The 13188-nt window shown below is 63.4% G+C and carries 9 protein-coding genes and 4 tRNA genes; 2 read left to right on the top strand and 11 right to left on the bottom strand.

The window, feature by feature from the left end:
* Positions 1–30: 30 nt before the first annotated feature.
* Positions 31–105 (bottom strand) — tRNA-Val (locus tag VJ923_RS04855).
* A 194-nt stretch (positions 106–299) separates the two neighbouring features.
* Here VJ923_RS04855 and trpS point away from each other — a divergent pair.
* Complete coding sequence (trpS, locus tag VJ923_RS04850) at positions 300–1346, top strand: tryptophan--tRNA ligase (protein ID WP_326439643.1); 1047 nt, start codon at positions 300–302, stop codon at positions 1344–1346.
* 91 nt (positions 1347–1437) lie between these two features.
* Here the strand turns inward: trpS and VJ923_RS04845 are convergent, their stop codons facing one another.
* From VJ923_RS04845 to VJ923_RS04825, 5 genes are all read right to left on the bottom strand, one after another.
* A complete protein-coding gene (locus tag VJ923_RS04845; protein WP_326439124.1) occupies positions 1438–3480 on the bottom strand; it encodes a cation:proton antiporter in 2043 nt (680 codons plus the stop codon).
* A gap of 150 nt (positions 3481–3630) precedes the next feature.
* Positions 3631–5268 (bottom strand): NYN domain-containing protein, encoded by a 1638-nt coding sequence (locus tag VJ923_RS04840; RefSeq protein ID WP_326439122.1) that lies wholly within the window; start codon positions 5266–5268, stop codon positions 3631–3633.
* A gap of 208 nt (positions 5269–5476) precedes the next feature.
* Positions 5477–5552: transfer RNA gene (locus tag VJ923_RS04835), tRNA-Lys, on the bottom strand.
* A 78-nt stretch (positions 5553–5630) separates the two neighbouring features.
* A tRNA-His gene (locus VJ923_RS04830) sits at positions 5631–5707 on the bottom strand.
* A gap of 50 nt (positions 5708–5757) precedes the next feature.
* Positions 5758–6504, bottom strand: coding sequence for a tRNA threonylcarbamoyladenosine dehydratase (locus VJ923_RS04825; protein WP_326439120.1), 747 nt, complete (start codon positions 6502–6504; stop codon positions 5758–5760).
* Between the two features lie 292 nt (positions 6505–6796).
* Here VJ923_RS04825 and VJ923_RS04820 point away from each other — a divergent pair, with 292 nt between their 5' ends.
* Positions 6797–7918 (top strand): DNA/RNA non-specific endonuclease, encoded by a 1122-nt coding sequence (locus VJ923_RS04820; RefSeq protein ID WP_326439118.1) that lies wholly within the window; start codon positions 6797–6799, stop codon positions 7916–7918.
* 60 nt (positions 7919–7978) lie between these two features.
* Here the strand turns inward: VJ923_RS04820 and VJ923_RS04815 are convergent.
* The 5 genes from VJ923_RS04815 to VJ923_RS04795 all read right to left on the bottom strand — a co-directional run.
* A tRNA-Ile gene (locus VJ923_RS04815) sits at positions 7979–8053 on the bottom strand.
* Positions 8054–8101: 48 nt separating this feature from the next.
* Positions 8102–9829: an arginine--tRNA ligase gene (gene argS / locus VJ923_RS04810; RefSeq protein WP_326439116.1), complete on the bottom strand. Its 1728-nt coding sequence runs from the start codon at positions 9827–9829 to the stop codon at positions 8102–8104.
* A gap of 225 nt (positions 9830–10054) precedes the next feature.
* Entirely contained in the window at positions 10055–11653 is a 1599-nt protein-coding gene (locus VJ923_RS04805) for a YfcC family protein (protein ID WP_326439114.1), read from the bottom strand.
* A 260-nt stretch (positions 11654–11913) separates the two neighbouring features.
* A complete protein-coding gene (argF, locus tag VJ923_RS04800; RefSeq protein ID WP_326439112.1) occupies positions 11914–12909 on the bottom strand; it encodes an ornithine carbamoyltransferase in 996 nt (331 codons plus the stop codon).
* A gap of 103 nt (positions 12910–13012) precedes the next feature.
* The coding region (locus tag VJ923_RS04795; RefSeq protein WP_326439641.1) for an arginine deiminase family protein at positions 13013–13188 on the bottom strand (176 nt) is incomplete at its 5' end.

Below are 13188 nucleotides of genomic sequence, written 5' to 3'. Positions count from 1 at the left end.
AAGGCCCCTTGAGAAAGGAGCCGGAAATGATGGTGGTCGCTACAGGATTTGAACCTGTGACCCCCGCCGTGTGAAGGCGATGCTCTCCCGCTGAGCCAAGCGACCGAAGGGTTCGCGCAAGCCGCCTTACGACTTGCGACGGCTAAATATAATACACGGGTTCCAAAGCGTGCGCAAGAGGTAATCTTGTATACTATCCCAAGATATTCACAACTTTCCGGCGAGCGTTCGGCCCTGCGCCAGCGTCCCACCCGAAGAACCATACAAGAAAGAAAGGCTGAGACCCCATGGCAAGCGATATGACCAGCGACACCTTCCTCGCCTCAAAGAAGGTCAGCGACGAGATCAATGCCGATCTGCCCCTGCACCCCGAGAAGTACACCATGCTCTCGGGCGACCGCCCCACAGGCCGTTTGCACATGGGCCATTACTTCGGCACCATCAAAGAGCGCGTGGCGCATCAGGACCTCGGCATCGCCACGCGCATCGTCATCGCCGACTACCAGGTCATCACCGACCGCGACACCACGGCCAACATCGCCGACAACGTGCACAACATGGTCATCGACTACCTGGCCTGCGGCGTCGATCCGGAAAAGACCATCATCTTCACCCACTCCGCCGTGCCCGCGCTCAATCAGCTGATGCTGCCGTTCCTCTCGCTTGTCACCGAGGCCGAGCTTATGCGCAACCCCACGGTGAAGGCCGAGCAAGAGGCCTCCGGCCACGCGCTCACCGGCCTGCTCTTAAGCTACCCGGTGCACCAGGCCTGCGACATCCTGTTCTGCAAGGGCAACATCGTGCCCGTGGGCAAAGACCAGCTGCCCCACATCGAGCAGACCCGCCAGATCGCCCGCCGTTTCAACGAGCGCTACGGCCACGTCTTCCCCGAGCCCCACGGCCTGCTCACCGAGGCCGTGGAAATCCCGGGTCTCGATGGCCGCAAGATGTCGAAGAGCTACGGCAACGCCATCGCCCTTTCGGCCACCGAGGAGGAGACGGCCAAGCTCATCAAGAAGTCTCAGACCGATTCCGAGCGCTTCATCACCTTCGATAAGGAGAACCGCCCCGGCGTGTCCGCACTGCTGACCACCGCCGCGCTCACCACAGGCCGCACCGAGGAGGAAATTGCCGCCGAGATCGGCAACGACGGCTCCGGAGCACTCAAGCGCTACGTCACCGAGTCAGTGAACGCCTATCTCGCCCCCATCCGCGAGCGCCGCCGCGAGCTGGAGGGCAAGCCGGAGATGGTGCGCGAGATCCTGCACGAGGGCAACCGCCGCGCCAACGAGATCGCCAACGCGACGCTTAACGAGGTGCGCGAGGCCATGGGCATGGTGTACTAGATACCGACCGCCCCAAAGCATAAGAACGACGAAGCCCCTCCAGCGGAGGGGCTTCTTGCTTGTTGGGGCGACGCGGCGATAGTGGAGCGCGCTATACCGTATCTTCCAAATCCATCTGCATGAGCTGAACGGACTCGCGCATGCGCTGGGCGTGGGAGCGCGAGAGGCGCTCGCCCTCGTAGGCGTCCTGAATCTGCTCCAGCTCGAAGGCGTAGGCCTTGCGCTTGATGTCCTCGGCCCGGTCGTCCACCTTGATGACCGAGGTCACCGTGGGCCGCACGCTGTGCAGCGCCGCCACCGAGCGTTGGTATTCCACGAGCACCGTGGCCGCGTCCTCGGTGGGCACCTGGCTAGAGGCGACGGCGGCCTCTAAGTGCTCGATGGCATAGGTTCGCGTGGCCGTCTGCAGCCAGCGCATCTCCTCGGTCTGCTCGGCGAAGGCGCCGCTGCCGGGAAGCTCGCGCAGAATAGCGCGCACGCCGCGGTGCAGCAGCGCGCGGAAGCGACTGTTCCAACGCCGCAGGTGCCCGCGACCGCGGCCATGCTGGAGAAGCTGCATGGCCTGCTCGAGGCGGCCCATGTAGCGATAGGCCACCACGCCGGACACCACGCCGCGCTCCGTCAGCTCCATGGCGCGCTCGTATTCCCAGGTAAGCGCCTGCACGCGCAGTTCGACGTTCAACTCGTCCTCGATGCCGTTGTTCTCCTTGATGCGGGCGAGCCGCTCGTTGTAGGAGTGGATGACCGCCTGGGTCTCGGCGCGATTCTGGCGGGTCTGCTGAGCCGTGAGCATCTCGATGACGTTGCGCATGATGTCCATGGTGGTGGCGGCATCCTGGTTGATGCGGCGCAGCTCCTCCTCCCCTCCGTCGCGCGCCGGAGCAAGCAGCGGCACCACGAAAGTCGCCAGCAAAAGCGTGCACACGATGACCCCGCAGGCAAGGAAGATGAGCAGCTCGCGCTGGGGGAAGGGCACGTTGGGCGGCCCGATAATCGCGTAGGTGGGAATGGAGAACATGATGGAGAGCGTGATGGTGCCCTTGGCGCCCGAAAACGTCGTGATGAGAGCGCTGCGCAGATCGCTCTTGCGAAACGCGCGGCGCTCGCCGGCGCGCACGTGGATGAGGTCCATGGCGAGCACCCACACAAACCGCGTGGCCAGCAAGATGAAGGTGAGACCGAAGACGAGCAGGATGAGCGTGGAATTCGTGATGCGCACGTTTTCCCAGGTGTCCTGCATAGCCAGGGGAAGCTGGGTGCCCAAAAGCACGAACACGATGCCGTTGAGCGCGTAGGTGAGCACATGCCACACGCTACCCGAGACGATGTTCATGCGCGACACCGACGGCCCGATGACACCCTTGGGAGACGTGACGTTGATGAGCCCGGCAACCACGACGGCGATGACACCGGAGACGTGGCAGACGTTGGCCACCAGATAGATCAGGAAGGGAATGAGCACTTCGAAAAGCACGTGGAAGTTCGTGTTCTCCACGCCAATGGAGCGGGCGCGCTTCACAACCCCGTTGCCCACAAGTCCCAGCACAATGCCGAGCAGCAGGCCGCCGACGAACTCCACGAGGAAGTCGACGCTGGCATGGGCGAGGGAGAACGAGCCAGTGACCACCGCAGCGATGGCGAACTGGAAGGACACGATGCCCGAAGCGTCGTTCAGAAGCAGCTCGCCTTTGAGCATGCTCGCCTGGCGCTGGGGGATATTGACCTGCTTGGAGAGCGACGAGACGGCCACGGCGTCGGTGGGGCCCAAAGCCGCGCCCAGGGCGAAGGCCGCTGCCAAGGGGATGGAGGGCACGAACGCATGCAGCAGAAAGCCGATGACGAGGGTGGTGGCCACCACAAGGCCGATGGCCAGCGAGAGCACGGGCTTGCGCTCGCGCCACAGGGCCTGCTTGTCGGCATGTTTCGCCTCGTCGTAGAGCAAGGGGGCGATGAACATGACGAGGAAGAGGTCCGGATCGAGAGTCACCTCCACCTCGCCGCCGGCAACGACGGCGATGACGAGACCGATGGCGATTTGGATGAGCGGCAGCGACACGCGGGGGATGATCTGGTCGATGAGCGAGGACGCCAGCACGGCGGCGAGCAAGAGCAGGCCGAGGGTCAGGGCTTCCACAGACGCATCTCCTTTGCGGGGTCGGATTCAAGCGAATGCCCTATTTTAAAACATGATGGGCGCACTCCGCATTGGAGGCGCCCATCATCAGAGAAAACCCAAGCTGGGACGGCGCACAAGGCCGTCGATGCGGCGCGCGGCGCCCCTTCCCTACTTCGAGAGGCGAACGCGGAAGTTGCGGCCGCTCTTCTCCAGATCGTAGTCTCCCACCGACGCCATGTACTGGCGCATCTGGGAATAACCGAGGTCGCGCACTTTGAAGTCCTTGAACTTCGCACGCACCGCGTCGGTGATGGTGGAAAGCATGATGCCCTCCCCGCCCGCCTCGACCACGAGCTCCCGGATATAGCCAGCCGGCGTGTCGCTCGCGGGCTTCTTTTTGCGCGCCGACGCCTTCTTGGATGCGGCGGCCTTCTTCGCAGCAGACGGCTTCTTTTCCGCAGAAGCCTTATCGGCTGCCTTCTCAGCTGTCTTCTTAGCCGACGCTTTCTTGGCAGTCGTTCGGGCCGGCGCCTTCTCAGACTTCGGCTCTTCCTCAGCCGCTTGGCTCGGCGTAGCGTTCTTGCGGACGCGACGCTTCGGAGCGGCCTTCTCCTCAGAAGCCGACCCAGTCCTCTCTTCCTTTGCCTCTTGCTTGGCCTTGCGGTCGGCGCGAACGCGACGGCCGGGCTTCACATCCCGAGCGGGCGTCTCCGCGGCAGGCTCGGGCTCCTCGACGACAACTTCCACCACCTCGGCCACCACATCGGAGACCGCTTCGGGCGCGGCCTCGAAGGCAGGCTCGGGCAGGGCACCGGCGGGCTGCTGGCCCTCGGCGAGCTGGGGTGCGGCCTTGGTCGCCACGCGGCGCGTTCCCCGGTGGCTGCGAGAGCGACGGCCCGACTTCTCGACCCTCTCTTCGGTCGGCTCCTCCGCGGCGGTCTCCTCGCTCTCCGCCTCCTCGACTTTCTCAGACCTCTCCGCCTTAGCCGCCTTGTCGGTCTTCTCCGTCTTCGCAACCCTATCGACCTTCGCAGCCTTCTCGGACTTCTCGGCCTTTTCGGCTTTCACGGCGCCGGGCTTCTCCTCGCCCTCGGCCAGCTCGACAGTCACCGAGCTGTGGTCCTTGGTGATGCGCACACGGGTGAACTCCTCCAGAAGCTTCGAGAGCAAATTCGTACCGTAGCTGCGCACGTCGAAATCGGGGTAGCGCTTCTGCAGGCGGCTGCCGATCTCGCCGAGGCCGGTGGACTTGCCGTTGTTCTGGTTGTCCGTGATGATGTCCACCACGGCCTGCTCCACGGAGTCCTTGGGCACCGCGTTGCCGCTGCCGCCTTTCTCGTTGCGCTTGTTCTGCACGAGCAGCTCGAGGGTGGTGAACACGTCGCAGGCGCGGCGAAAGGGCGTCGGGGTCTTCTTCTCCCCCATGCCGATGACCATGCGGCCGCTTTCACGCAGGCGGCTCGCGAGGCGTGTGAAGTCCGAATCGCTCGATACCAGGCAGAAGCCGTCGACGTTGTCGGTGTAGAGGATGTCCATGGCGTCGATGATCATGGCCGAGTCGGTGGCGTTCTTGCCCTGGGTGTAGCCGAATTGCTGGATGGGCGTGATGGAGTTCTCCAGCAGCGCGTCCTTCCATTTCGCATGCAGGGTCAGCGTCCAGTCGCCATAGATGCGCTTGATGGTGACGGTGCCGTACTTCGAAAGCTCGTTCAAAATCGGCTTCAAATAGCGCGCCGACACGTTATCCGCATCGATAAGCAGCGCAAAGCGGCGGTCAGATGACTCGGAAGTTGTCTTTGGTTCCATAAAAGATAGGTTTCCTTGCTGAAATAAGGGGCTCATGGGCTTAAGTATGGCACACTTTGCTGCAAAATGGCACCGGCGCCTTCGAGTTGGGACAAGCCGTAACGTAGCCTCACTTGAACGTTATGCGTGCGCCGAGGAGCGGCAAGGGGCAAAACCTTGCTGATGAAATAAAAAGGTCAGTCCGCAGAGGACTGACCTGGTGTTTCGGTGGTGCACCATGAAGGACTCGAACCTTCGACCTTGGGATTAAGAGTCCCCTGCTCTACCAACTAAGCTAATGGTGCACTTGGTCCTGCGCAAAAGCGCTTGAATATTCTAGGCTAAGCAGCCAGCAAATGCAAGCCCTATTTTTTCAAGCGCGCTGGGGTGGATGATGGGACTCGAACCCACGATCTCCAGAGCCACAATCTGGCGCCTTAGCCAACTAGGCCACACCCACCATTTCGCGCAAGGCAGAATTATAGGGAAGCAGGGGCGCGGGCGCAAGGATTATTTTTCCTGTGCCGCTCCCCGCGCGCGCTGCGCCGTTCCCGCCAGGTCCTTCACCACTTCCCCACCGAGAATAAGCCCGGCCACTGAGGGGACGAACGCGATCGAGCCCGGCGCGAGACGCGTGCCGTCTTTCACGGCCAAATCGTCGCCCTCGGGCGTCAGGGGCGGCTCGGTGGAGTAGACCACCTTGAGCGCTGGAATGCCGCGGCGGCGCAGTTCGCGACGCATGACGCGAGCCAGCGGGTCCACCGAGGTTTCGTAGATATCGGCCACGCGAAAGGCCGTGGGGTCCAGCTTGTTGCCAGCGCCCATGCTGGACACGATGGGCGCGACTGCCGCCCGGGCCGCCTCCACGAGCGCAATCTTCGCGCTGACCGTGTCCACAGCATCGATGACGTAGTCGTAGGCGGCGAAATCGAACTGCGACGCCGTCTCCGGCAGGAAGAAGCATTGATGCGGGCGCACCTCGCAGGCGGGGTTGATAGAGCGCACGCGCTCGGCAGCCGCCTCCACCTTGGGGCGGCCCACCGTGGCGGTCGTGGCGACGATCTGGCGATTGAGGTTGGTGGGGTCCACGTTATCGCTATCTACCAGATCCAGGGCACCCACGCCGCTGCGCGCGAGGGCCTCGACCGCATAGCCGCCCACGCCGCCCACGCCGAACACCGCCACCCGAGCGGCCGCCAGCCGCTCAAGAGCCTCGTCGCCCAAGAGCAGGCGCGTGCGTGCGTAGATATCGTCCATGGTCCTCCCTTGCAAATCGCCGAAAGCGCAACTTCGGTGAGCTCATTTTGTCTTTGTGGCCCCAAAACGTTTCGAGTGAACCCCGCAATCGCGGCGCCGGGGGCCATTATGCCAAAATTGACGGTTTTGGACGCACCTGGAACCGATCTCCAAGCCAAATAACCTCGAGATTCGACGAAGAGGAGTTCATTCGACCCGGTTTGGGGCCATTTTCTCGCAACAAGGTTGCGACCGTCGCGGTATGGTGGACATGAGACGTTTTCAGAGCGGATGAAGCACGAAGGAGCATCTCATGAATTTCCCGTTCTCTATCGGTCGCCGCGCGAGCGCCCTTGCCGCGATCGCGGCCCTCGCCTGCGTCCTGGCTGGCTGCAGCCCCGCTGCCGGGGAGACAACCACCGCACTCCCCGATACCGGCGCCTTTGAGCAGCAAATCAGCGCCGAAGAGGCCGTCGCCTCTGAAGCCTCCGAGACGACCGCGGGCGAAGAACCGTCAGAAGCGGTTGCGGAGGCGCCGGCAGTCAGCCCGGCCGACATCCCCGCCTACGACGGCAGCCCCTACGTCTACGTGAACGGCGGCGAGCCCTCCTTCGGAGACGAGGAGCGCGCGGCGGCGCCAGGCACCGAGTCCTACGGGGAGCTGGACGCACTCGGGCGCTGCACCACCGCCTTCGCGGTGGTGGGGACCGAGACGATGCCCGACGAGGAGCGCGGCAGCATCGGCGAGGTGAAGCCCACGGGCTGGCAGATGGCGAAGTACGAGTTCGTGGACGGCAAGTACCTCTACAACCGCTGCCATTTGCTCGGCTTCCAGCTGACCGGCGAGAACGCAAACGAGCGCAACCTCATCACCGGCACACGATACCTCAACGTCGAGGGAATGCTGCCCTTCGAGAATGCCGTGGCCGACTACGTACGCTCGACGGGCAACCATGTGCTCATGGCCGCTACGCCGCTGTTCGAGGGCGATGAGCTGGTGGCCCGCGGCGTAGCCATGATGGCCGAATCGGTGGAGGACGGCGGGGACGGCGTGAGCTTCAACGTGTTCTGCTACAACGTGCAGCCCGGCGTCGCCATCGACTACGCCACCGGTGACAACCGCCTCGACGGCACCATCGAGGGCACCCCCCTCCCCGACGTTTCGGGCCCCAAAGACGACACGGCCTCCGGCACGAGCGGGGCGGCGCCGAGTGCGGAAGCGGCTTCCGATAGCGGCAAGAGCACCGAGGAGCCCGACGAGAGCGCCGCCAAGGGCGTCGCCGAGTACGTGCTGAACACCAACTCGAAGAAGTTCCACATGCCCAGCTGCTCGTCGGTAGATCAGATGAGCGCCAAGAACCGCCAGGACGTGCAAGATACCCGCGAGAGCATCGTCGAACAAGGCTACGATCCCTGCAAGCGCTGCAACCCCTAGGGGTGGACCGCTCGCGAACGCAAAAAGACCCCGCTGCAACCGCGGGGTCTTCTCTTTTCATGGTAGGCCCGCCCGGATTCGAACCGAGAACCAAGGGATTATGAGTCCCCTGCTCCACCGTTGAGCTACAGGCCCATAAAGTGCGCCAGCTATTCTAGCGCAAGTGCGCCGTACTCGCCAAACCTACATCTTCACCGGCGCGGAGACGCCCAGCAGGTTCAGGCTCAACGCCAGCACGATGCGCGTGGCATCGCACAGGGCCAGGCGCGCCGTCTGAACGTCGGCATCCTCGGTGAGCACATGGCAGTTGGTGTAGAACTGGTGGAACAGCGCGGCCAGGTCCTGGGCGTAGTGCGTCAGGCGGAAGGGCGCACGATCGCGGGCCGCCAGCGCGATGAGATTGCCGAAGTCGGCCATCTTGCGCATGAGGGCGAGCTCGGAGGGGTGCGTCAGCGACGAGAGGTCGCAGTTCTCGGGAATGATCTTCTTCGCCAGCACGTCCATGGCCACTCCGCCGGCCTCGGCAGCGGCGGCGTCGGCCGGATCGGCCGCCTTGCGCAGGATGGAGCAGATGCGCGCATGGGCGTACTGCACGTAGTACACCGGGTTCGAGGCGTCCTTCTTCTTGGCCGCCTCGATGTCGAAATCGATGGGCTGGTCGGCCGAGCGCGACAGCATCAGGTAGCGCGTGGCGTCCACACCCACCTCGTCGATGAGCTCCTCGAAGGTGACCATTTCGCCGGTACGCTTGGACATGCGCACGGCCTTGCCGTCGCGGAACAGGTTCACGAGCTGCCCCAGCTGCACCTCGAGCGCACCCGGCCAGCCCCAGGCCTCCAGCATGCACTCGCAGCGCTTGATGTAGCCGTGGTGGTCGGCGCCCCACAAATCGATCAGGTGGTCGAAGCCGCGCATCATCTTGTCGTAGTGGTAGGCCACGTCCGACATGAAGTAGGTGGCCTCGCCGTCGCCCTTGATGAGCACGCGGTCCTTGTCGTCGCCCAGGTCGGTGGAACGGAACCACAGGGCGCCGTCCTTCTCGTACAGGTAGCCCTTCTCGCGCATGGCGTCCAGCGAGCGGGACACGGCGCTTTCGCCGTTCTCGTCCTCAACGTAGAGCGAGCGCTCGGAGAACCACTTGTCGAAGGTGGTGCCGAAGCCGGCGAGCACGGCCTTCTGGTTCGCGAGGGTCTGCTCGTAGGCCATCTCGCGGAAGGCCTCGAGGCGCTCCTCGTCGGACACGTCGAGCCACTTGTCGCCGTCGCGGTCGATGATCTCCTGGGCGATGTCCTTCACGTAGGCGCCGCCGTAGCAGGCCTCGGGCATCTCCACGTCGCGACCGAGCAGCTGCTGGTAGCGCACGCTCACGGAGTTGCCGAACACGTCCATCTGATTGCCGTGGTCGTTGATGTAGTACTCCTCGTACACGTCGTAGCCGCCGTGGCGCATGACGCGCGCCATGGCATCGCCCAGCGACGCCCAGCGACCGTGGCCCACATGGAAGGGGCCCGTGGGGTTGGCCGACACGTACTCCAAATTCACGTAGCGCTCGCCCTCGGGGATGGTGCCGCGGCCGAAGTTCTCGGCCTCCTCGCGCACCTCGCGCACCACGTCCTGCAGCACGGCATCGGACAGGCGGATGTTGATGAAGCCGGGACCGGCGATCTCCACGGCGGCGATCATATCGTTTTCCGGAATGTGGTCCACGATGATCTGGGCCACCTCGCGGGGGTTCTTGTGGGCGAGCTTGGCCGAGCGCAGGGCGACGGTGCTCGCCCAATCGCCGTTGGCCTCGTCGCGGGGTCGCTCGAGGGCCGCCTCGGGAGCCTCCGCCAGCTCGAGTGAGCCGTCGGCACGGGCCGCTTCAAGAGCGGCATCGATGATCGCTTCAAGGGATTCGCGAATTTCCATGAATGCTTCTTCCTTCTCGGTAAACCTGCTGTCCTGCGCTTGCGGGCTGTGCCGTACCCCTCGCGCCTATAAGGCGTCATCATAGCACGAAAAATCCCGCAAAGACAGAAGTACCCGGGCAAGACCCAGGTACTTCTGCATACGGTCGCGCGGCGAGGGTGGCCGCGCAACCGAGTTCGTTCAATTCCCTACCGCTGCAGGCGGCGGGCTCCGCAGCAGACGGCGCTACGACAGTACCACCATGGCGACGGTCAGAATGACCACGAGCACGACGCCCAAGACAACGAACAGCTTGGCGCCCCACTTCAGCCACGTGGAGTACTCGATCTTGGCCAGGGCCAGGCCGCCCATGATGGCGCCGGAGGTCGGCGTGAACAGGTTCACGAGGCCGTTGCCGGCAGAGTAGATCATGACCATGGTCTCGACTGAGAAGCCGAGCTGATTGGCCAGGCCGCCCATAATCGGGATGGACACCGTGGCCATGCCCGAGGAGGACGGGATGAGGAAGGACAAAACAATGTAGAGCAGGAAGGACAGCGGCGCGAAGACAATGGCCGACATACCGGTCAGAGCTGCCGCGGCGTTGTTCAGGATCCACATATCGAGGCCGGTCTTGGCCATGAGCACGGTGATGGAACGGGCGAGCGCGATGATCAGCACGACGGACATCATGTCCGCAGCGCCGTTGATGAACGCCTTCACGAAGCGGCTCTCGGAAACGCCGCCGATGATACCGATGATGATGGCCATAAGCAAGAACCACGTAGAAGCCTCATCGAAGTACCAGCCGCCCATAGGCACGCCGGTCAGGAAGGACGACCATGCGGGCTGGACGATTTCCTCGGCAGTGGCCGTAGCCTCAACGGCGCCATCGAGGGTCAGGGCCGTTTCGGTAGCATCGTCGTAGGTGGCGACGATTTCATCGCCGGACACCGGAGCCGTGATCTCCTCGGTCACCTGTCCGGCCTCGAACACGTTCACGCCCAAGTCGGTCCAGGGAATGAAGGACACAATCATAATGACGAACGTCAGGCCGAAGACGATGAGCGACCACTTCTGGCGACCGGTCATCTTCTCGACGGGAGCGTTGTCGTTATCCCGGGCCTCAACCTCGGACTCGCTCATGCCCCACTCGTCCATCATGGCCTGCTGCTCCTGCAGCGACAGGAAGGTTGAGCCCTTGTCGGCCTTCACCTTCTTGGCGTAGCGCATGACGTACACGATGGAGATGGCCAGCGTGACGAGCCACAGAATAACGCCGAGCACGATGATAATGGCCTGATTGGCCTGGATGCCGATGCCGGAAAGCGCGTCAACGGCCACGCCGACGGCGAACGGGTTCACCGTAGAGCCGATGACGCCGGTGCCGGCACCGAGCAGAACCACGGCCGCGCCGGTCAGGCTATCAAAGCCCGCAGCGACCATGGTGGCGGCAAGCAGCAGGTAGAACGGCACGGTTTCCTCGCACATGCCGTAGGTGGTACCGCCGATGGAGAAGATGAACATCAGCACCGGAATGAGCACGAGCTCGTTGCCGTGCAGCTTGCGCACCAGCGCGGCAATGCCGGCATCGAGCGCGCCGGTCTCAGTGATAATGCCCAGAAATCCGCCCAGAATCATCACAAACAGGCACACGCCAATGGCGTCCTGGAAGCCGAAGACCGGAGCGGTGAGAACTTGCGAAAGTGTGGCGCCCTGAACGCCCTCCACTCCGCAGGCGGACATGATGACAGTCACGATGGCCAAAACAACCAAGATAATCAGCAAAATGGTGAACGAGGACAGGCTCGCCCGCTTCTTCTTGCCTTTTTCGGCAGCTGCCATGGTAATCCCTCCTTAATTTGAATGCCGAATACATCCGAAAACGGCCGTTTTCCGGAAAACCCTCGGGCGGCTGAGCGGGCCGCGTTCCCGAAATCCTCGCGCTTTCGCCCGGGCGGTGCGCCCGGCGCTTTACTGGTGGCAGCAAAACTCGGCGATAGAGCCGGTGAAACCGCAACGGGCCGTGCGAGGCATTTCCTCCCGTCTCGCACGGCCCGAAAGCACACCGAAGGGGCCGCCCCCTTGAGGCGGCCCTCAATTAGTTACTGCAGGGTGGCGTACATGACGGCCTTGATGGTGTGCATGCGGTTCTCGGCCTCGTCGAAGACCTTCGACTGCTTCGACTCGAACACCGCGTCCTCCACTTCCATCTCGGTCACGCCGAAGCGCTTCGCGATGTCGGCGCCGGTGGTGGTGTTGGTGTCGTGGAAGGCCGGCAGGCAGTGCAGGAAGATGGCGGTCGGCTTGGCCATGGCCATGACCTCGGTGGTCACGCGGTAGGGTGACAGCTGCTTGATGCGCTGCTCCCACACCTCGTCGGGCTCGCCCATGGACACCCACACGTCGGTGTAGATGACGTCGGCGTCGGTGGCGGCCTCCTTCACGTCCTCGGTGCACTTCACGGTGCAGCCGTTCTCAGCGGCGATCTGCTCGCAGGTCTTGATGAGCTCTTCGTCCATCCAGCAGTCCTTCGGGCCGCAGCCAACGAAGTTCATGCCCAGCTTGGCGCACATCACCATGAGCGAGCGGCCCATGTTGTTCTTCAGGTCGCCGAAGAAGACGAACTTCAGGCCCTTGATGTCGTAGTTGAAGTTCTCCTGAATGGTCAGGGCGTCGGCGAGCATCTGGGTGGGGTGCCACATGTCGGTCAGGCCGTTCCACACCGGCACGCCGGCCTTCTCAGCGAGCTCTTCCACATCGGACTGGTCGAAGCCGCGGAACTCGATGCCGTCGTAGAAGCGGCCGAGCACGCGGGCGGTGTCCTCGATGGACTCCTTCTTGCCCATCTGGGAGCTGCCGGGATCGAGGTAGGTCACGCCCATGCCGAGGTCCATGGCGCCGACCTCGAAGGCGCAGCGGGTGCGCGTGGAGGTCTTCTGGAACAAGAGCACGATGTTCTTGCCCTCGAGGTAGCGGTGCGGGGTGCCCGTGCGCTTGAGGTCCTTGAAGTTCTTGGAGAGCTTCAGCAGGTAGTCGATCTGATCGGTAGTGAAATCGAGAAGACGCAGATACGACTTGCCGGAAAGATTTACAGGCATGGTATTTCCTTTCGATAGAAATATTTTCGAAGCGGGCGGCCGGCACACTGTCGGCCGCCCATGGGAAGGTGCAATCGGCAGTTATGCCGCCAAGGGCAAGAGGCTAGATAGCCTCGCGCCAGGCCGGCATGGACATGCAGCGCGGGCCGCCGCGGCCGCGGGACAGCTCCGCGGACGGCATGACCAGGCAGTTGATGCCCTCCCTGTACAGCACGTCGTTGGTGACGTTGTTGCGCTGGTACACGACGACCGTGCCGGGGCGCACGCACAGCGTGTTGG

Origin of the sequence: Adlercreutzia shanghongiae (assembly GCF_035830635.1) — a bacterium.
Classification (GTDB): domain Bacteria; phylum Actinomycetota; class Coriobacteriia; order Coriobacteriales; family Eggerthellaceae; genus Adlercreutzia; species Adlercreutzia shanghongiae.
Note: the sequence above shows the minus strand (reverse complement) of the source record. Positions and strands in the feature narration are given on the sequence as shown.

Coding starts and splice junctions, on each gene's coding strand:
- trpS (WP_326439643.1), top strand. CDS start 300: ATGACCAGCGACACCTTCCTCGCCTCAAAGAAGGTCAGCGACGAGATC.
- VJ923_RS04840 (WP_326439122.1), bottom strand. CDS start 5,268: ATGGAACCAAAGACAACTTCCGAGTCATCTGACCGCCGCTTTGCGCTG.
- VJ923_RS04825 (WP_326439120.1), bottom strand. CDS start 6,504: ATGGACGATATCTACGCACGCACGCGCCTGCTCTTGGGCGACGAGGCT.
- VJ923_RS04820 (WP_326439118.1), top strand. CDS start 6,797: ATGAATTTCCCGTTCTCTATCGGTCGCCGCGCGAGCGCCCTTGCCGCG.
- argS (WP_326439116.1), bottom strand. CDS start 9,829: ATGGAAATTCGCGAATCCCTTGAAGCGATCATCGATGCCGCTCTTGAA.
- VJ923_RS04805 (WP_326439114.1), bottom strand. CDS start 11,653: ATGGCAGCTGCCGAAAAAGGCAAGAAGAAGCGGGCGAGCCTGTCCTCG.
- argF (WP_326439112.1), bottom strand. CDS start 12,909: ATGCCTGTAAATCTTTCCGGCAAGTCGTATCTGCGTCTTCTCGATTTC.